Source organism: Hydrogenophaga sp. RAC07, assembly GCF_001713375.1.
In the GTDB taxonomy this organism is placed as follows: domain Bacteria; phylum Pseudomonadota; class Gammaproteobacteria; order Burkholderiales; family Burkholderiaceae_C; genus Hydrogenophaga.
Map to the genome: position 1 here is coordinate 2534968 of NZ_CP016449.1, position 17319 is coordinate 2552286.

Genomic DNA, 17319 nt, shown 5'->3' on the forward strand with positions numbered 1-17319 from the left:
GACCACGGTCGAGGAGACACGCATGCAGACACTTCAATGGACGCCTGCCCTGTGGCTGGGATTCGATCCCATGGACGCCATGAACCGCGAATTCGTGGAACTGCTGGGCCGGGCGCAAGCGGCGCCCGACGACGAGGTGGTGGCCACCTGGCAAGCCTTGGTCCAGCACGCGGCAACGCATTTCGGTGCCGAAGACCGCTGGATGCGCCAGGAGACCTTTGCCACCACCGAGCAGCACACGCTGGAGCACCGGGTGGTGCTCAACCTGTTGCGCGAAGGCCTGGGTCAGGCGCAGCGCGGTGACCTGGCGCCGGTGCGACAGATGGCCGCCGAGCTGGGGGCGTGGTTCAGCCGGCACACACAGTCGCTGGACGCCGCGCTGGCCCTGCACATGCGCCGCGTCACCACGTCGGGCACGGCAGCGGCCTGAGGCCGGGTTGGTGATTCAATCGGAGGTCACAAAGGAGAGCCACATGGTCGACGCCACACCCGCCAACGACAGCCCGACCGGCCCCCCGCGCCCGCCGTCGGTGTTCGACCTGCGGATCGCCGCGCTGGGCATGGGCGCTCCGCTGCGCTGGCTGCGCCTGGGCTGGGCCGACTTCGTGCGCTGCCCGCGCATCGGGCTCTTCTACGGTCTGTGCTTCTTCCTCATGGGCCATGCCTTGCTGGCGGTGTTTCGCGCCGCGCCGGCCTATGTGCTGGCGCTGAGCGCGGGCTTTCTGCTGATGGGGCCCTTCCTGTGCCTGGGTCTGTATGACGCGAGCCGCGCCCTGCAGGCCGGTGAGCGGCCGTCGTTGCGCGCCTCGCTGCTGGCATGGCGGCCCACGCAGGGCACCATGGCCATCTTTGCCGGTGTGTTGCTGATCCTGGAGATGCTGTGGGGCCGAGCCTCGCTGGTGGTGTTTGCGGTGACCTTCAACACCATGCCGTCCACCACCAACCTGCTGGCCCAGCTGCTCAACCCCGCCAACCTGTCGTTCCTGATCACCTACGCGGTGGTCGGCGGTGTGTTCGCCGGCTTGATCTTCACCACCAGCGTGATCTCCATTCCCATGATCCTGGACCGGCGCGTGGACGCCATCTCGGCCGGTCTGACCAGCATCCGTGCCTGCCTGCAGAACCCGGGTGTGATGCTGTTGTGGGGGGCGTTGATCACGTTGCTGGTGGGGCTGGCGATGCTGCCGTTCTTTCTGGGTCTGCTGGTCGTGGGGCCGGTGTTGGGCCACGCCACCTGGCACGCCTACCAGGGCACGGTGAGCGACCCCACCTGAAGAGGCTCAGCGGGCAGGCGGTGTGTCGCCGCGCGGGCCACCCCGACGGCCGGGGCGTTTGCCCAGCAGCGAGGGCTCGATGCTGTCCTCGAACAGCGGCCACAGCGACTGCACGCTGTCGAGCGCGGCCTCTTCGCCCATGGAGCGGCACAGGCGTTGGTGCAGATCCACGCGCAGGAACCAGAGGCTTTTGGGGTCGACGGCCACCAGCAGGCGGTGACGCAATCGTTCGTCTTCCCAACCGGCATCGTTGGGCATGAGGTCGATCATGGCGCGGCGTATGCGGGACAACGCAGCCGGGTCGTGACGGGCGGGCTCGCTCATCAAGCGCTGCGCGACGGTGTCCAGGATGGTGGTGAAGATGCGCATGGATTCGGGATGTTTCCTCGGCAAAGTTGCCATTGATCAACACAACGCACGAAACGGGCGTGTATTCCGCCCTTACCCCCCCGGGTTTGTAACACGACTTGGGAACTTTTTTCAGCGATTCACGTCAACGACCAGCCGTCCACGGACCCGACCGGCCAGGATCTCGCTGCCGGCGGCGATCGCCCCAGCCAGGCCGATCTCGTTCGTGATGGCCGCCAGTTGCTCACGGTTGATGGTGTTGGCCAGCGCTTTCCAGGCGGCTTCGCGCCGCGCCATGGGCGCCATCACGCTGTCGATCCCGTACAGCGTGACGCCGCGCAGGATGAAAGGCGCCACGCTGGCTGGCAGGTCCATGCCCTGGGCCAGGCCACAGGCGGCCACGGCGCCGCCGTAGCGCGTGCTTGCGCAGGCGTTTGCGAGGGTGTGGCTGCCCACCGAGTCCACCACGCCGATCCAGCGCTCCTTTTGCAGCGGCTTGCCGGGCGCGCCCAGTTCGTTGCGGTCGATCACCGCCGCCGCCCCCAGCGACTTCAAGTAGTCCGCCTCCTGCGGGCGCCCCGTCGACGCCACCACGGTGTGGCCCAGACCCGTGAGCAGCGAGATGGCCACGCTGCCCACGCCGCCGTTGGCACCGGTCACGAGCACCTCGCCGCTGCCCGGCGCCACGCCCGCATCCGCCCAGTGCCGCTGCAACGCCATCACGCACAACATGGCGGTGTAGCCCGCCGTGCCCAGCGCCATGGCGTCGCGTTCGCTCAGGTTGTCGGGCAGGGCCACCAGCCAGTCGCCCTTGACGCGAGCCATCTGCGCCAGGCCGCCCCAGTGGGTTTCCCCCACACCAAACCCGTTGAGCAGCACGCGGTCGCCGGCCTTCCACTTCGGGTGATCGCTCTGCGTGACCGAGCCCGCGAAGTCGATGCCGGGCACCATGGGGAAACTGCGCACCACGGGCGACTTCCCGGTGATGGCCAGGCCGTCCTTGTAATTCAGGGTGGAGTAGTCGACCCGCACGGTCACGTCACCGGTGGTGGGCAACTGCGCCTCGTCCAGCTCGGTGAGGTCGCAGCGGTAGCCCGACTCGGGTTTGGTGATGACGAGTGCGTTGAACATGGGGTTTCCTAAACAGGGGTGTCGGGGGGACGGTTGGGATCGGTCTCGCGCCACAGGCGCACCGTGAGCCACCAGCCGATGAGGGAATTGGTGAGCGCAAACACACTCACCACCAGGCGAACGCCCATGGGCGGGTCGTTGAGCTGCAGGAAACCGACCATGAAGCTGGAGAGCGCGTTGAACCCGAGCATCAGCCAGAAAAGGCTTCGACGCGGTTGCCAGAGGCGGTGAAAGATGTGGGCAATGGAAGGCATGCCGTCATTGTGAGGGTGCTGCCTTGCTGGCCTCTTGCTCCTGCAGCAGGCGCCACATCACCTTGCCACTGCCGCTCTTGGGCAGGGCGCTCACGAACTCCACCGTGCGCGGGCATTTGTAGACCGCCATGTGCTCCCGGCACCAGTCCAGGATGTCCTGCTCGCTGGTGGTGGCGCGGTGCGACTCGCGCAGCACCACCACCGCCTTCACGCTCTCGCCCCGGTAGGTGTCCTGCGTGGCGATCACGCAGGCCTCGGCGATGGCCGGGTGCTTGAACATCAACACCTCCACCTCGGCCGGCCAGACCTTGAAGCCGCTGGCGTTGATCATGCGTTTGAGCCGGTCGGTGATGAAGTAGTAGCCGTCTTCGTCGATGCGGCCGAGGTCACCGGAGCGGAAGAAACGTTTGCCGTCGATGGTGGTGAAGGCGGCCTCGGTGGCCTCGGGACGTTTCCAGTAACCGTCGAACACCTCGGGCCCGCAGATGAGGATCTCGCCGGCTTCGCCCTGCGGCATTGCTTCCAGCGTGATCGGGTCGACCACGCGCGCTTCGGTGCTCAGGAAGGGAATGCCCAGGCACTGCTGCTTGGGGTGGTCGGGCGGGTTGTTGTGCGAAGGTGCGGCGGTTTCGGTGAGGCCATAACCTTCCGAGTAGCGCAGGCCGTACTGCTCCAGCAGACGCTGCGCCACCGCTTGCGGCATGGCCGCGCCACCACCACCCACCAGCACCAGGCTGGAGAGGTCGTACTGGTCGAAGCGCGGGCTGGCCAGCAGGTCGATGATCATGGTGGGGATGTTGGTCCAGTGCGTCACGCGCCAGCGCGAGATCAGCTGGCCGGCGAGATCGCGGTCCCAGCGCGGCATCACGACCATGGTCGCACCCACGTACACCGCCGCGTGCATGCCCGCCACCATGCCGGTGATGTGGAACATGGGCACCACCAGCAGGCCCACGTTCTCCACCGTGCTGTTGGTCCACAGGCCCACGGCCACCGCGTTGTGCATCAACGTGCGGTGCGGGTGCATGCAGCCCTTGGGCAGACCGGTGGTGCCGCTGGTGTAGGGCAACACCGCGAGGTCGTCGGGGCCCCGGTTGTGCGCGGGCGCGGTGGCGGTGCAGGCCAGCGCGTCGGCCCAGCCGCTCACCGTGCCGCCAGGCAGCGTGGGCACGGCGTGGCGCGTGGCCAGCCACTCGGTCCAGGCCGGCGGCACCTCGGCCTGCGCACCAAAGGCATCGCTGTAATGCGACACGACCAGGTGGCGCAAACGATCGGCCTCGGGCACCTCGGCGTTGGCCTTGATGAGCTCCCAGGCGAGATCGGCAGCGGCAATCGCCACGCGCGCGTCGGGGTCGGTGATGTAGTGCTGAAGCTCGTCGCTGCGGTTCATCGGGTTGACCGGCACCACCACCGCGTTGGCCCGCAGGATCGCGAAGTGCGCCACCACCCACTGAGGGCAGTTCTGCATCAGCAGGATCACGCGGTCGCCGTCCTGCACCCCCTGTGTGCGCAGATGTGCGGCCAGCCGTTCTGCCTGATCGAACACCTGACGGTACGTGAGCACCTGGTCAAAGAACACCAGCGCGGTCTTGTCCGGATAACGCAGCGCGCTCACCGCGAGGTTGTGCCACAGCGAGGTGGCCGGCGGCGTGATCCGGTGCGGCAGGCGCTGGGGCCAGAAGCGGTGGTGCGGCGCGGTCGAATCCGCATCCTCCGTGTTGTGGGTGCTCATGGGTTTGTCTCCGATGTTCTCTGTTTGGCACACAGGATACGGGTCAGCCCGCCGGGATGAAAACACGTCTTGTCGCGGGAGAGACCCCACGCGGCATGGCCTCTCAGGGTGGGTGGGCACGGAACCTGCAAGCCGTCGTCCACGGGTGCGCGTGGCGTCTTGCCGTCTGGTTGCCATGTGCAAATTGCATGGGTTTCCCACGTAAACCCCGATCCAGGGTTCAAAAAGCCAGGGATACATTCGTTTGCAGTTGCAGGACGCACCCAACAGGTGCATGTACAGCGACGGTGAACATCCTTTCAAACACAACGGAGAGCGCAGATGAAGAACACGAGCTTGAAAATGGCGGCCCTGGGACTGAGCGCAGTGGCCACCCTGGCCAGCATGCCGGCCCACGCGGGCAAGGATCTGGATGCCATCAAGAAGCGGGGTGAGCTGATTTGTGGCGTCAACACCGCCTTGCCGGGCTTCTCGGCTGCCGACAGCCAGGGCAAGTGGAGCGGCATGGACGTGGATGTCTGCCGCTCGGTGGCCGCGGCCGTGCTCAGCGACCCCAACAAGGTGCGCTTTGTGCCCCTGACCGCCCAGCAGCGTTTCACGGCACTGCAGTCCGGCGAGATCGACATGCTGGCGCGCAACACCACCTGGACCCTGACGCGCGACGCCTCGCTGGGCCTGACCTTCACCGGCGTGAACTTCTACGACGGCCAGGGCTTCATGGTCCCCAAGAAACTCAACGTCAAGAGCGCCAGACAGCTCAAGGGCGCCACGGTGTGCGTGCAATCCGGCACCACCACCGAGCTCAACCTCACCGACTACTCGCGCGCCAACAAGCTCAACATCAAACCCGTGGTGTTCGAGAAGCTTGAGGCCGCACTGGCCGCCTACTCTGCTGGCCGCTGCCAGGCCTACACCACCGACGCCTCGGGCCTGGCCTCCAGCCGCGCCAAGGACATGGCCAAGCCCGACGACCACGTGATCCTGCCCGAACTGATCTCCAAGGAACCCTTGGGCCCGGCGGTGCGCCGCGGTGACGACGAATGGGCCGCGATCGTGCGTTGGGTGGGCTTTGCGCTGCTGGAAGCCGAAGAGTACGAAGTGACCCAGGCCAATGTCGACAAGATGAAAACCGGCAGCACCAACCCGGGCGTGATGCGCCTGCTGGGTGCCGGCACCGAAGACACCGGCAAGCTGCTGGGCCTGGACAAGGAGTGGGCCTACCGCGCCATCAAGGCCACGGGCAACTACGGCGAGATCTTCGAGCGCCACGTGGGCCCGAAAACCGACATCGGCCTGCCGCGCGGTGTCAACAACCTCTGGAGCAAGGGTGGCGTGATGTACGCCCCGCCCGTGCGCTGAAACCAGGAGCCGCCGCGCCATGCGGCGGCATGACAGTCGAGAGCACCAGAGCGAAAGCCTGGTGCTTCTCTACACCCTCATCCGGGTTCACACACATCCGAGGCTGTCTTGAAACCCCTTCCTCCCCCTGTTCCGAAGCGCCAGTGGTCGCTCAACAGCCGGGCCACGCGTGGCCTGCTGTTCCAGCTGGTCGCACTGGTCATCATTGCGCTGGGCATCTGGTTCCTCGCTCACAACACGCAGCGCAACATGGCCGCGCGCGGTATCCAGAGCGGCTTTGATTTTCTGGGCGCCAGTGCCGGTTTCGACATCGGCGAAACCGTCATCGCCTACGACCCCAGCGAAAGCTACGGCAAGGCCATCTGGGTCGGCGTGCTCAACACCCTGAAAGTGGCGGCCCTGGGCATCCTGTTCACCACCATCCTGGGTGTCTTGCTGGGCGTCGGGCGCTTCTCGCGCAACGGCCTGGTGCGCGGCCTCTGCTACGGCTACGTGGAGCTGTTCCGCAACGTGCCCATCCTGCTGCAGTTGCTGATGTGGTACCTGGTCTTCATCGAGATCCTGCCGCCGTCCAACGAGGCCTGGAATCTCGCCGACCTGTTCTTCCTGAGCAAGGGCGGCTTCTCGTTCCCCTACCCCACTGCGGGTCTGGGCGCCGTGGTGGCCGGTGCCGCTGTTGGCCTGGTGGCGGGCTGGATGTGGCTGCGCTGGGTGCAGAAACGGTTTGAAGCGACCGGGCGAGACGGTGACCGGCTCTGGACGCCGATCGCGCTGATCGCCGCGTTCGCCGTGATGGGCTGGGTCGTCTCGGGCATGCCCCGGGAATGGAATGTGCCCGAGCAACTGGTGTTCATGGTCGATGGCGGTGTGGCCGCCACGCCGGAATTCATGACCATCCTGGTCGGGCTGGTGATGTACACATCGGCCTTCGTGGCCGAGGTGGTGCGCAGCGGCATCCAGTCGGTCAGCCGAGGGCAGGACGAAGCCGCCGCCGCGCTGGGCCTGAATCCGCGCCAGAAGATGAAGCTCGTCGTGCTGCCACAGGCCATGCGGGTGATCGTTCCGCCCCTGACCAACCAGTACCTCAACCTCACCAAGAACTCGTCGCTGGCGGTGGCCATCGGCTACCCCGACGTCGTCTCGATCGCCAACACCACCATCAACCAGAGCGGTCGCGCGGTGGAATGCATCGCCATCATCATGTTGGTCTATCTCACCACTTCACTCAGTACCTCGCTGCTGATGAATTGGTACAACCAGCGCGTGGCGATCAAGGAGCGATGAACATGTCCGACACGTTCACCCCCATTGCCCCCCGACCCTCCCCGATCAAGACCTCGGGCCTCATTCCCTGGATGCGGCGCAATCTCTTTGCCGACGTGCGCAGCACCCTGGTCACGGTGTTCGTGATCGGCCTGCTGGCCTGGGTGCTGCCAGGCTTCATCCGCTGGTTCTTCATCGATGCCGTGGTGCGGGCCGATGCAGACGCCTGCCAGGCCGCGCGCGGCATCGGCGCCTGCTGGGGCGTGGTGACCGAGAAGTACCGCATCATCCTGTTCGGCCGTTATCCGTTCGACGAACAGTGGCGCCCGCTGGTGGCGACCTCGCTCATGATGGGCGGCCTCATTCTGAGCTGCGTGCGCTTTTTCTGGAAGCCGTGGCTGGCCATCATGTGGGTGGTCATCCTGGCGCTGTTCTTCACCCTGATGGGTGGAGGCGTGTTCGGCCTGGCCGACGTGCGCACCGACCTCTGGGGCGGCCTGCCGCTCACCGTGATGCTGGCCACCTTGTCCATCTTCCTGGCCTTTCCGCTGGCGGTGGTGGTGGCCCTGGGACGGCGCGGGCGACTGCCTGCGATCCGCACCGCCTGCATCGTCTATATCGAACTTATCCGCGGTGTGCCGCTGATCTCGGTGCTGTTCATGGCGTCCTTCATGTTCCCGCTGTTCATGCCCCAGGGCGTGACGCTGGACGTGCTGGTGCGCGTGATTGCAGGCATCACGCTGTTCGCAGCCGCCTACATGGCAGAGATCATCCGCGGCGGCCTGCAGGCGATTCCCAAGGGCCAGCTCGAAGCGGCGGACACGCTGGGTCTGACCTACTGGCAGACGCAGCGCAAGATCGTGTTGCCGCAGGCACTGGCCATGGTGGTGCCCAGCATCATGAACACCTTCATCTCGCTGTTCAAGGACACCTCGCTCGTCACCATCGTCTCGCTCTACGAACTCACCGGCGCGCTGGCCCTGGCGCTCAATGCGGATGTGAACTGGCGCCCGTTCAAGCTCGAGGCCTACCTCTTCATCACCCTCATTTACTTCACCGTCTGCTTCGCCATGTCCCGCTACAGCCTGTGGGTCGAGAAGCAACTGAGTGCCAGCAAGGCGCGCTGAGAGAACAACATGACCGAACCCATCATCCGTTTCGACAAAGTCAACAAGTGGTACGGCAACGACTTCCACGTGCTGCGCGACATCGACCTCGACGTGGCCAAGGGAGAACGCATCGTGGTGTGCGGCCCGTCCGGCTCGGGCAAGTCCACGCTGATCCGCTGCATCAACCGGCTTGAGGAACACCAGCAAGGCCACCTCTTTGTTGACGGCATCGAGCTCACCGACGACATCAAGGCGATCGACCAGGTGCGCAAGAACGTGGGCATGGTGTTCCAGCAGTTCAACCTGTTCCCGCACCTGACCGTGCTGGAGAACCTCACGCTCTCGCCCATGTGGGTCGGCAAGATGCCGAAGAAGGAGGCCGAGGAAAGAGCCATGGTCCAGCTGGAGCGCGTGCGCATTGCCGAGCAGGCCGGCAAGTACCCGCTGCAGCTCTCGGGTGGCCAGCAGCAGCGCGTGGCGATTGCGCGCGCGTTGTGCCTCACGCCCAAGATCATGTTGTTCGACGAGCCCACCTCGGCGCTCGACCCCGAGATGATCAAGGAAGTGCTCGACGTGATGGTGGAGCTGGCCAACCTGGGCATCACCATGATCTGCGTGACGCACGAAATGGGTTTTGCCAAAGCCGTGGCCGACCGCGTGATCTTCATGGACCAGGGTCAGATCGTGGAGCAGAACACGCCCACCGAATTCTTCAACAACCCGCAGAACGAACGCAGCCAGGACTTTCTCTCCAAGATCCTCGGCCATTGATTCACAAGGCTTCTTTTCAACACAGGGTTATTGACTTGTGAGGGTCATGTGGCGCTGACACAATGCGCGGGTTTTCAAGGAGGCCCCACATGACCACATCACCCCCGTTCACCGTCCAGCGGCTTTCCTGGCTGCGCTGGAGCTGCACCACGGCGCTGGGCCTGTCGATGTGGTGTGCCGGTGCAGCGCTGGCGTTTGACGCGCAGGGTCACCGCGGTGCCCGAGGGCTGGCGCCCGAGAACACGCTCGCGGGCATCGAGCAGGCGCTGTCGATCGGCGTGACCACGCTCGAATTCGACGTGGTGCTCAGCGCCGAAGGCGTGCCCGTGGTCTCGCACGACACCGCGCCCAACCCCGACATCACGCGCGACGCGAGCGGCCAGTGGCTGCAAGCCCGCGGCAAACCTTTCAACCAGCTGAGCCTTGCTGAAATCTCCGCCCTGGATGTGGGGCGCATCAACCCGTCGAGCCGCTACGCACGCGACTTCTCCAACCAGTCACCGGCCGATGGTGAACGCATTCCCACGCTGGCGTCCGTGTTCGAACGCATCAAGCGGCTGGGGGCCAGCCATGTGCGCTTCAACATCGAGCTCAAGCTCCATCCCCTGCGTCCAGCCGATTCTCCCGAGCCTGAAGCCTTCGTGCGCGCCGTCATGGCCGTGATCAACAGCCACGGCATGGGTTCGCGCACAACGCTGCAGAGCTTCGACTGGCGCGTCCTGAAGGCAGGTCAGAGCATCGCTCCCCATCTGCCGCTGTCCTTCCTGTCAGCCCAGCTTCCGCGCTTCAACACGCTCGCAGACGGCGCATGGACCACCGGCCTGAAGCTCGCCGATTTCGACGACGCACCGGGCATGGTCGCGGCCGCCGGTGGCAAGTTGTGGTCACCCCATTTCAGCGACCTGAGCCAGGCCACCCTGTCCCGGGCCCGCGGGCTGAACCTGCGCGTGATCCCGTGGACAGTCAACGACATCAGCGACATGGCAAGGCTGATCGACTGGGGTGTGGACGGCCTGATCACCGACTACCCGGACCGGCTGCGCGCGGTCATGCAGGAACGCGGCATGGTCTTGCCGCCTGCGGTCTCCACGCCGGTGAAGTCCGCACGTGCGGCAGCGCCAGCGCAGCAGCCAGAGCCCGTTCGTTTTGGTGTTGCCCCCGATATCCGCTGACACGGCAGCCCCCCGCTCCCGGAACCTCTCGTCGGGTCGCCTGTAAGCCCGCTGGCCCGGGCGCGACCAACCGCCATCTTTCATCGGGAGATGGTCATGACCCCAACATCCAGCACGCTGACGTGCCTCTTCGCACTGACGGGTGCGCTCACGGTTGCGAGCGCACAAGCCCGGACCTGCGAGGTCCGCTCCGGCCCCAGACCCCCGGCCGTGGTGGAGCTCTACACCTCGGAGGGCTGCAGCTCCTGCCCGCCGGCCGATCGCTGGCTGTCCACCCTGAAGACCGCCGACAACGTGCTGGCGCTGTCGTTCCACGTGAACTACTGGAACCACCTGGGCTGGCGCGATCCATTCGCCACCACCGAAACGACGGCCCGGCAATACCGGCTGAAGGAAGCGCTGGGCGGCAAGTACGCCTACACCCCTCAAGTGGTGCTCAACGGGCGCGATCACCGCAACTGGAACGGTCAGCGCGCCGGCAGCCTGGGTGGCCTGCCCCCGGCCTCGGCGCCTGCCCTGCACTTGCGCCGGGAAGGCCAGGTGGTCACCGCAACGATCGCAGCCGTCCCCGGCACCGACATCGCCGGCTACTGGGCAGTGTTGCAGGATGGACTGGTGAGCAAGGTCACGCGGGGCGAAAACGCGGGTGAAGATCTGCGTCACGATCACGTGGTGAGTCTGTACCAGCCCGTCGCGCCCTGGGCAGCCAGCCAGGGAGGCAGCGCCCGGCTCACCTTGCCCGCCGGTTCGGTGCAACGGGTGGCGTTTGTGGTCACCAACGCGGCGCTGACGCAACCGCTGCAGGCGCTGGTGCTGCAATGCCCCGCCTGAAAAGGTGCCATCTGCGGTCCTGAATGGAACCAATCCCTCGCCGTCCGTATCATTCCCTACCATGCGCCATTGGTTCCTTGTCCTCATGATCGCCCTGCTGCCCTTGCGCGGCTGGGTGGGCGATGCCATGGCGATGGAGATGCTGGCCCAGCCCGCACACGCCGGCATGGTGATGGACGGGCATGGCGCGGATCATGCCGACCATCACGCCGCGCACGACGAACAGTGCGATTGCAGCGGGCATGCATCAGCAGACCAGGCAGACCACCAGCACAAGGCCTGCGACGTGTGCAACGTGCCCGCGCTGGCCATGGCGGTGCCGGCCATCCAACCCCCACCCGCAGAGCACGGCCAGCTGACGCTGGCTGGCGAGCCGTTCGCGAGCAGCGAGGCCCAACGGGGCGTCAAACCACCCATTTCCTGAGTTCACACACCACAGGTGCGTCCGCAGCAGCCCCACAGGGTGCGGCAGCGAACGCCGGTTCGTGATTTCAGGAGATTCCCATGATGGTTTTCCGGCGGTTGTCACCGCCTTTCAAGAGTACCCCTGCCCGCGCCGCGGCCCTGAGCCTTGCACTGTCGGCGGTCTGCTGGTCGGCCCAGGCTCAAACGTCCAGCGCCATGCAGGCCGCCCAACCCGACACCGCCACGTCCGCCGTCCCGCTGGTGCTGCCCGCCACCGGCTCGGCCACGCCCGAAGCGCGCCCGGCCGACCTGGCCCGCGCCCGGGAAATCTGGCAACGCGCGAACGAACGCGTGGCGGAGTTTCCAAGAGGTCATGTCGACCTGCTGCGCTGGGAGGCCAAAAACCCTGGCGACGCGCCCTCTGCGCCCGCCAGCAACGCCAAACCGGCCACGCTGGACCTCGCCCAGGCCCTGCGCCTTTCCTTGCGCCAGAGGCCTGATCTCTTCACCCGCGCCGGCATGAACGCGCTGGAACAAGGCGCCGTGCAGGTGGCCTACGCGAAACACGTGCGCGAGCTGCAGCGCGCCTGGGTGGACGCCGTGGCGGCACGCCAACGTTGGCGCCACGCCACCGAGGTGTGGGACGCCACACGCACCGGCAGCGAGCTCGGCCGTCGCATGGTGGTGGCCGGCAACTGGAGCCAGGCCAAGCTGATGCGCGAGCAGCTCACGCAAGCCAGCGCATGGCAAGCGGCGGTGGAGGCGCAGGGCGACGCGTTCCAGGCGCAGGAGCAGCTGGCGCAGATGCTCGGCCTGTGGGAGAGCGCCGCGGTCGAGCAGCTGGGCGAGCGCCTGCCCACGAGCCTGCCCGCCGTGCCGCCGCGCGCCACCCCCGGCGCGGGCATCACCGAGGCCACACTGGAAGCTGCGGTGCTGCGCGGCCATCCCCTGCTGGCGCTGCAACGGACCAAAGCAGCGCGCGAGTTCGCCGCCGTGAACGCGGGCAGACGACAGGCCTGGAACGATGCGGTGGAGGCCTCACTCGCTGCCCTGCCCGATCCGGGCACCACACCGACACCACCCCACATCGCGGACCTGTCGCTGCTGCGCGACCACGCGCTGGAGCGGTCCACCCGCGCCGAAGCGGACCTGCTGCGCGCGGCCAGCGAGCGCCGCTCCATGGCGCGCCAGGCGTGGGCAAACCTGCAGGCACGCCACGCCAGCGCGTTGCACGCACAAACCGTGGTGGCCCAGTTGCACACCGCGCTGGAGCAAGAGACCCTGCTGCGCTACAACGGCATGCTGCAAAGCAGCTGGGAATTGCTGGCCAGCGCGCGCGAACGCATGCAATCGCTCGACGCGGCCTTGCAGGCCCGGCGCGACTACTGGCGCGCCCATGCGGACCTCCAGGCTCTGCTCGCAGGCGCCGACTACGCCGGCCCCGACAGCCCTTCCAACGCTGGCGCTGGCTCGGCCAACGCCCCTGCAGGACACTGACATGAACAAAACAATGAACCGCCGAAACTGGCTCACCGGCGCTGCCGTGGGCGCCGTTGCCGCCAGCAGCGTGAGCCGCGTGGCGCTGGCCGCCATTCCCGAGCCGGTGCAACAAACCTCCGCCGACACCGCCCCGCCCTGGACGCCCCCGGGTGTCACGGGCGCGGGACGCCCCTACAACCCGGTGGTCACGCTCAACGGCTGGACCGCACCCTGGCGCATGAACGCGGGCGTGAAGGAGTTCCACCTCGTGGCCGAGCCGGTGGTGCGCGAGATGGCACCCGGCTTCATGGTCAACATGTGGGGCTACAACGGCCAGAGCCCGGGCCCGACCATCGAGGTGGTCGAGGGCGACCGCGTGCGCATCTATGTGACCAACCGCCTGCCCGAACACACCACCATCCACTGGCACGGCCAGCGCCTGCCCAACGGCATGGACGGTGTGGGCGGCCTGAACCAGCCGCAGATTCCGGTGGGCAAAACCTTTGTGTACGAGTTCACGGCGCGCCGCCCCGGCACCTTCATGTACCACCCGCACGCCGATGAAATGACGCAGATGGCCATGGGCATGATGGGTTTCTGGGTCACGCACCCGAAGGCGAAGCACCCGCTCATTGAAGACGTGCAGCGCGACTACTGTTTCCTGCTCAACGCCTTCGACGTGGAGCCCGGCAGCATGACGCCGCAGGTCAACACCATGCTCGACCAGAACATCTGGAGCTGGAACAGCCGCGTGTTTCCGGGCATCACGCCGCTGGTGGCGCGCCTGGGCGAGCGCGTGCGCGTGCGGGTGGGCAACCTCACCATGACCAACCACCCGATCCACATCCACGGCATCGAGTTCGAGGTGAGCGGTACCGACGGCGGCCCCACGCCCAAGGGCTCGCGCTGGCCCGAGGTCACCACCGATGTGGCGGTGGGCCAGATGCGCCAGCTCGAGTTCATCGCCGACGAACCGGGCGACTGGGCGATGCACTGCCACAAGAGCCACCACACCATGGGCGCCATGGGTCACGGCGTGCCCACGATGATCGGCGTGGACCACCGAGGTCTGGTCAAGCCGCTGCAGCGCGCCGCGCCCGACTACATGGTGATGGGCGAACGCGGCATGGCCGACATGGGCGAGATGCAGATGGAGCTGCCCACCAACACCTTTCCCATGATGACGGGCACTGGACCTTATGGCGCCATCGAGATGGGCGGCATGTTCACCACACTCAAGGTGCGCGCCGACCAGAAGACCGGTGACTACAGCGACCCCGGCGCATACAAGATGCCACCGGGCACGCAGGCGCGGCTGGTCGACACGGGAGCTGCGCCCGCAGCCGCCCGCCCTGCGGCGCCCACCCCGACAACCCCACCCGCCGCCACCGTCCGCAAGCCCGCGGGCGGCCACGGCAACCACTGAGACCTCAACGGAGAACACGCATGACCTTCAAGACACGACGCAGCCTGCTGGCCTTTCCTCTGGTGCTGGCCCTGCCGCGCGCCTTTGCCCACGGCGATCAGCACCCCAAGGCAGCAGCCCCGTTGGTGAAAGAGCAGAAGCCCTGGGGCATCGCAGCAGAACCTGCCAAGTCGAAGCGCACGGTGGACATCCGCATGACCGACGACATGAAGATGAGTCCGAACCACATTGACGTGCGGGAAGGCGACACGCTGCGCATCCGCGCCGTCAACGCCGGCAAGATGCTGCACGAGATCGTGATCGGCACCGGCGACGAACTCAAGGCCCATGCCGAGATGATGAAGAAATTCCCCAAGATGGAGCACGACGAGCCCTACATGGCACACGTGGCCGCCGGCCAGCGCGGCGAGATCGTCTGGACCTTCAACCGCCCCGGCGACTTTGAATTCGCCTGCCTGATCGCCGGCCACTTCGAAGCCGGCATGCGCGGCACCATCCGCGTCACCCCCAAAGCTTGATTCCCCAGGAGACCACCATGCAAAGACGTTCCCTCATCAGCGCAGCCGCCGCCTTCGCCGCCGCTGCAAGCCTGCCCGCCTGGGCACAAACACCCGCCGTCCTGCCGGTGCTGCAGGTCTGGAAAGACCCCAACTGCGGCTGCTGCCAGGACTGGGTGAAACACCTGCAGGCCGACGGCTTCCAGGTGCAGGTGTTCGACACCGGCAACGCCGCCGTGCGCAAGCGCCTGGGCATGCCCGAGGCATTCGGCTCGTGCCACACCGGCCTGATCGCCGGCTATGCGATCGAGGGCCATGTGAATGCGCGCGAGATCCGCCGCCTGCTGGCGGAGAAGCCCAAGGCCATCGGCCTGGCCGTGCCGGGCATGCCGGTGGGCAGCCCCGGCATGGACGGCGCCGTGTACGGCGAGCGCCGCGACGCCTACGACGTGGTGCTGGTTCAGTCCGACGGCACGGGCCGCGTGTACCAGCATTACGCCGGCAACTCGGCGGGCTTCAAGCGCACCGCCACCACGGACGAAACCTTGCCCATGGCCGAGGGTGAGGTGCGCAAGGTGGACACGGCCGCCGGGAAGATCTCGCTCAAACACGGCGAGATCAAGAACCTGGACATGCCACCCATGACCATGGTGTTCCAGGTGAGCGACCCGTCGCTGCTGGGCAAGGTGAAGGCGGGCGACAAGGTGCGCTTCACCGCCAAGCAGATCAAGGGTGCCTACACCGTGATGAGCATCGAACCGGCGCCTTGAAGCCGCCGCAAGGGCGCGCTGCAACAGGTGTTTGCATGGGGGCGTGCTAAGGTTCCGGCATGCCCCAAACCCTTCGCTACACCCTCATCTCGCTGCGCGAGATGGTGATGTCATTCGGCCCGTTCGCCCTGCTCACCATCGCCCTGTTGGGACTGGCCTACTGGTGGCTCGATCCCAACCCGCCCAAGAAAGTGGTGCTGGCCACCGGCCCGGACCAAAGCGCCTACGCGGAGTTCGGCAAACGCTACGCCGAGGCGCTCAAGCGCTACGGCATCACCGTCGAACTCCTGTCCTCCGAAGGATCGTCGGCCAACCTCGAACTGCTGCGCACCGGCCGCGCCGATCTTGGCTTTGTGCAAGGCGGCACGGCCGACATCGGCTACGACGAGGAAGACACCATCACCTCGCTGGGCAGCCTGTTCGTGGAGCCGCTGTGGCTGTTCTACCGCGAAGACTCGGCCAGACGCCTGCGCAAATCCCCCACGGTGAACAACCTTGCCGAACTCAAAGGCTGGCGCGTCAACGTGGGCACGGCCGGCAGCGGTGTGCCGCGCCTGTTCTCCACCTTGCTGGACGTGAACCGGCTGGACGCCAAACAGATGACGCTGAGCGAGCTGGAGCAGACCCCGGCGACGGTGGCTTTTCTGGGTGGCGAGATCGACGCCGTGGTCTTCGCCTCGGCGCCGGAATCGCTGATGGTGCAGATGCTGCTGCAGACGCCGAGCGTGAAGCTGCTGGACTTCGCGCAAAGCGAAGCCTATTCCCGGCGCTTCGGCTACCTCACGCCGGTGGTGATGCCGCAGGGCGTGGTGGACCTCGCGCGCAACATCCCCACACGCGACGTGCGGCTCGTGGCCTCCACCACCAGCCTGCTGGCGCACAGCGACACCCACCCCGCCATCCTGCAGCTGTTCGCCCAAACGGCCACCGGCCTGCACGGCGGCTCGGGCTGGTTCAGCAAGGCGGGCCAGTACCCCAGCCTGGAACACAGCGAAGTGCCGGTCTCGGCCGAGGCCGCACGCGCCATCAGGAACGGCGCGCCTTTCCTGCAGCGCTACCTGCCCTTCTGGCTGGCCAACCTGATCGAACGCATGTGGCTGGCCATGGGCCTGATCCTGGCACTCGCACTGCCGCTCTCGCGCATCGTGCCCCCGCTCTACACCTTCCGCATCCGCAAACGTGTGTTTCGCTGGTATGCCGAACTGCGCGACGTGGAGCAGCGCTTTGAAGCAGACGCCGACAAGGCCGCCGATCTGGTGGAACAGCTCGACGCCATGGAATCCAAAGTGGAGAAGGTGGTGGTGCCGTTGTCGTACACCGACGAGCTCTACGCGCTGCGCAACAACATCCACCTGGTGCGCAAGAAACTCCTCAGGAAGGTCTGAGAGCACAGCAGCAGAGCGTGGGGGCGACGAGCCAGCCGCCGGGCCGCCCCAAGGGCAGGCTCAACCCCCTCCGGGGGGGGGCAGCGGACCTCGCGCAGCGGGGGAGCGTGGGG

The 17319-nt window shown here is 66.6% G+C and carries 18 protein-coding genes; 14 read left to right on the forward strand and 4 right to left on the reverse strand.

Translation table 11 applies throughout. The features are described 5' to 3' along the window. Nucleotides 1–22: 22 nt before the first annotated feature. A complete protein-coding gene (locus BSY239_RS11785) occupies nt 23–430 on the forward strand; it encodes a bacteriohemerythrin (RefSeq protein WP_172823105.1) in 408 nt (135 codons plus the stop codon). A gap of 43 nt (nt 431–473) precedes the next feature. Beyond that, the gene (locus tag BSY239_RS11790) at nt 474–1274 is read left to right on the forward strand and encodes a DUF2189 domain-containing protein (RefSeq protein WP_069047019.1); all 801 of its coding nucleotides are present in this window, start codon (nt 474–476) and stop codon (nt 1272–1274) included. Nucleotides 1275–1280: 6 nt separating this feature from the next. On the opposite strand, the gene BSY239_RS11795 is transcribed toward BSY239_RS11790, so the two are convergent. The 4 genes from BSY239_RS11795 to BSY239_RS11810 form a co-directional block, all read right to left on the reverse strand. Then, entirely contained in the window at nt 1281–1643 is a 363-nt protein-coding gene (locus tag BSY239_RS11795; protein WP_069047020.1) for a hypothetical protein, read from the reverse strand. Between the two features lie 111 nt (nt 1644–1754). Further along, on the reverse strand, nt 1755–2753 hold the full coding sequence (gene acuI, locus BSY239_RS11800; protein ID WP_069047021.1) for an acrylyl-CoA reductase (NADPH): 999 nt from the start codon (nt 2751–2753) through the stop codon (nt 1755–1757). 8 nt (nt 2754–2761) lie between these two features. After that, nucleotides 2762–3007 carry a hypothetical protein gene (locus BSY239_RS11805; RefSeq protein ID WP_069047022.1) on the reverse strand — a complete coding sequence of 82 codons (246 nt, stop codon included), beginning with the start codon at nt 3005–3007 and terminating at the stop codon, nt 2762–2764. A 4-nt stretch (nt 3008–3011) separates the two neighbouring features. Further along, nucleotides 3012–4739 (reverse strand): long-chain fatty acid--CoA ligase, encoded by a 1728-nt coding sequence (locus tag BSY239_RS11810; RefSeq protein ID WP_069047023.1) that lies wholly within the window; start codon nt 4737–4739, stop codon nt 3012–3014. Nucleotides 4740–5060: 321 nt separating this feature from the next. Here BSY239_RS11810 and BSY239_RS11815 point away from each other — a divergent pair, with 321 nt between their 5' ends. The 12 genes from BSY239_RS11815 (at nt 5061) to BSY239_RS11870 (ending at nt 17206) form a co-directional block, all read left to right on the forward strand. Further along, entirely contained in the window at nt 5061–6098 is a 1038-nt protein-coding gene (locus tag BSY239_RS11815) for an amino acid ABC transporter substrate-binding protein (RefSeq protein WP_069047024.1), read from the forward strand. A gap of 108 nt (nt 6099–6206) precedes the next feature. After that, nucleotides 6207–7382 carry an amino acid ABC transporter permease gene (locus tag BSY239_RS11820; protein WP_069047025.1) on the forward strand — a complete coding sequence of 392 codons (1176 nt, stop codon included), beginning with the start codon at nt 6207–6209 and terminating at the stop codon, nt 7380–7382. Nucleotides 7383–7384: 2 nt separating this feature from the next. Beyond that, nucleotides 7385–8488: an amino acid ABC transporter permease gene (locus BSY239_RS11825; protein ID WP_069048952.1), complete on the forward strand. Its 1104-nt coding sequence runs from the start codon at nt 7385–7387 to the stop codon at nt 8486–8488. Nucleotides 8489–8497: 9 nt separating this feature from the next. Then, a complete protein-coding gene (locus BSY239_RS11830) occupies nt 8498–9241 on the forward strand; it encodes an amino acid ABC transporter ATP-binding protein (protein WP_069047026.1) in 744 nt (247 codons plus the stop codon). An 89-nt stretch (nt 9242–9330) separates the two neighbouring features. Continuing rightward, the gene (locus BSY239_RS11835) at nt 9331–10413 is read left to right on the forward strand and encodes a glycerophosphodiester phosphodiesterase (protein ID WP_069047027.1); all 1083 of its coding nucleotides are present in this window, start codon (nt 9331–9333) and stop codon (nt 10411–10413) included. Nucleotides 10414–10509: 96 nt separating this feature from the next. Then, on the forward strand, nt 10510–11244 hold the full coding sequence (locus tag BSY239_RS11840) for a DUF1223 domain-containing protein (RefSeq protein WP_172823106.1): 735 nt from the start codon (nt 10510–10512) through the stop codon (nt 11242–11244). 85 nt (nt 11245–11329) lie between these two features. Beyond that, the gene (locus tag BSY239_RS11845) at nt 11330–11668 is read left to right on the forward strand and encodes a hypothetical protein (protein ID WP_236944057.1); all 339 of its coding nucleotides are present in this window, start codon (nt 11330–11332) and stop codon (nt 11666–11668) included. 80 nt (nt 11669–11748) lie between these two features. Then, a complete protein-coding gene (locus tag BSY239_RS11850) occupies nt 11749–13146 on the forward strand; it encodes a TolC family protein (RefSeq protein WP_156775466.1) in 1398 nt (465 codons plus the stop codon). A gap of 13 nt (nt 13147–13159) precedes the next feature. Beyond that, nucleotides 13160–14554, forward strand: coding sequence for a multicopper oxidase family protein (locus tag BSY239_RS11855; RefSeq protein WP_069047029.1), 1395 nt, complete (start codon nt 13160–13162; stop codon nt 14552–14554). 20 nt (nt 14555–14574) lie between these two features. After that, nucleotides 14575–15072 carry a cupredoxin domain-containing protein gene (locus tag BSY239_RS11860; RefSeq protein WP_069047030.1) on the forward strand — a complete coding sequence of 166 codons (498 nt, stop codon included), beginning with the start codon at nt 14575–14577 and terminating at the stop codon, nt 15070–15072. A gap of 17 nt (nt 15073–15089) precedes the next feature. Further along, the gene (locus BSY239_RS23030; RefSeq protein ID WP_156775467.1) at nt 15090–15821 is read left to right on the forward strand and encodes a copper-binding protein; all 732 of its coding nucleotides are present in this window, start codon (nt 15090–15092) and stop codon (nt 15819–15821) included. 59 nt (nt 15822–15880) lie between these two features. Continuing rightward, complete coding sequence (locus BSY239_RS11870; RefSeq protein WP_069047031.1) at nt 15881–17206, forward strand: TAXI family TRAP transporter solute-binding subunit; 1326 nt, start codon at nt 15881–15883, stop codon at nt 17204–17206. The last annotated feature ends 113 nt before the right edge of the window (nt 17207–17319 follow it).

Coding starts and splice junctions, on each gene's coding strand:
- BSY239_RS11785 (WP_172823105.1), top strand. CDS start 23: ATGCAGACACTTCAATGGACGCCTGCCCTGTGGCTGGGATTCGATCCC.
- BSY239_RS11840 (WP_172823106.1), top strand. CDS start 10,510: ATGACCCCAACATCCAGCACGCTGACGTGCCTCTTCGCACTGACGGGT.
- BSY239_RS11830 (WP_069047026.1), top strand. CDS start 8,498: ATGACCGAACCCATCATCCGTTTCGACAAAGTCAACAAGTGGTACGGC.
- BSY239_RS11810 (WP_069047023.1), bottom strand. CDS start 4,739: ATGAGCACCCACAACACGGAGGATGCGGATTCGACCGCGCCGCACCAC.
- BSY239_RS11850 (WP_156775466.1), top strand. CDS start 11,749: ATGATGGTTTTCCGGCGGTTGTCACCGCCTTTCAAGAGTACCCCTGCC.
- BSY239_RS23030 (WP_156775467.1), top strand. CDS start 15,090: ATGCAAAGACGTTCCCTCATCAGCGCAGCCGCCGCCTTCGCCGCCGCT.
- BSY239_RS11805 (WP_069047022.1), bottom strand. CDS start 3,007: ATGCCTTCCATTGCCCACATCTTTCACCGCCTCTGGCAACCGCGTCGA.
- acuI (WP_069047021.1), bottom strand. CDS start 2,753: ATGTTCAACGCACTCGTCATCACCAAACCCGAGTCGGGCTACCGCTGC.
- BSY239_RS11835 (WP_069047027.1), top strand. CDS start 9,331: ATGACCACATCACCCCCGTTCACCGTCCAGCGGCTTTCCTGGCTGCGC.
- BSY239_RS11790 (WP_069047019.1), top strand. CDS start 474: ATGGTCGACGCCACACCCGCCAACGACAGCCCGACCGGCCCCCCGCGC.
- BSY239_RS11825 (WP_069048952.1), top strand. CDS start 7,385: ATGTCCGACACGTTCACCCCCATTGCCCCCCGACCCTCCCCGATCAAG.
- BSY239_RS11845 (WP_236944057.1), top strand. CDS start 11,330: ATGATCGCCCTGCTGCCCTTGCGCGGCTGGGTGGGCGATGCCATGGCG.
- BSY239_RS11795 (WP_069047020.1), bottom strand. CDS start 1,643: ATGCGCATCTTCACCACCATCCTGGACACCGTCGCGCAGCGCTTGATG.
- BSY239_RS11855 (WP_069047029.1), top strand. CDS start 13,160: ATGAACCGCCGAAACTGGCTCACCGGCGCTGCCGTGGGCGCCGTTGCC.
- BSY239_RS11815 (WP_069047024.1), top strand. CDS start 5,061: ATGAAGAACACGAGCTTGAAAATGGCGGCCCTGGGACTGAGCGCAGTG.
- BSY239_RS11860 (WP_069047030.1), top strand. CDS start 14,575: ATGACCTTCAAGACACGACGCAGCCTGCTGGCCTTTCCTCTGGTGCTG.
- BSY239_RS11870 (WP_069047031.1), top strand. CDS start 15,881: ATGCCCCAAACCCTTCGCTACACCCTCATCTCGCTGCGCGAGATGGTG.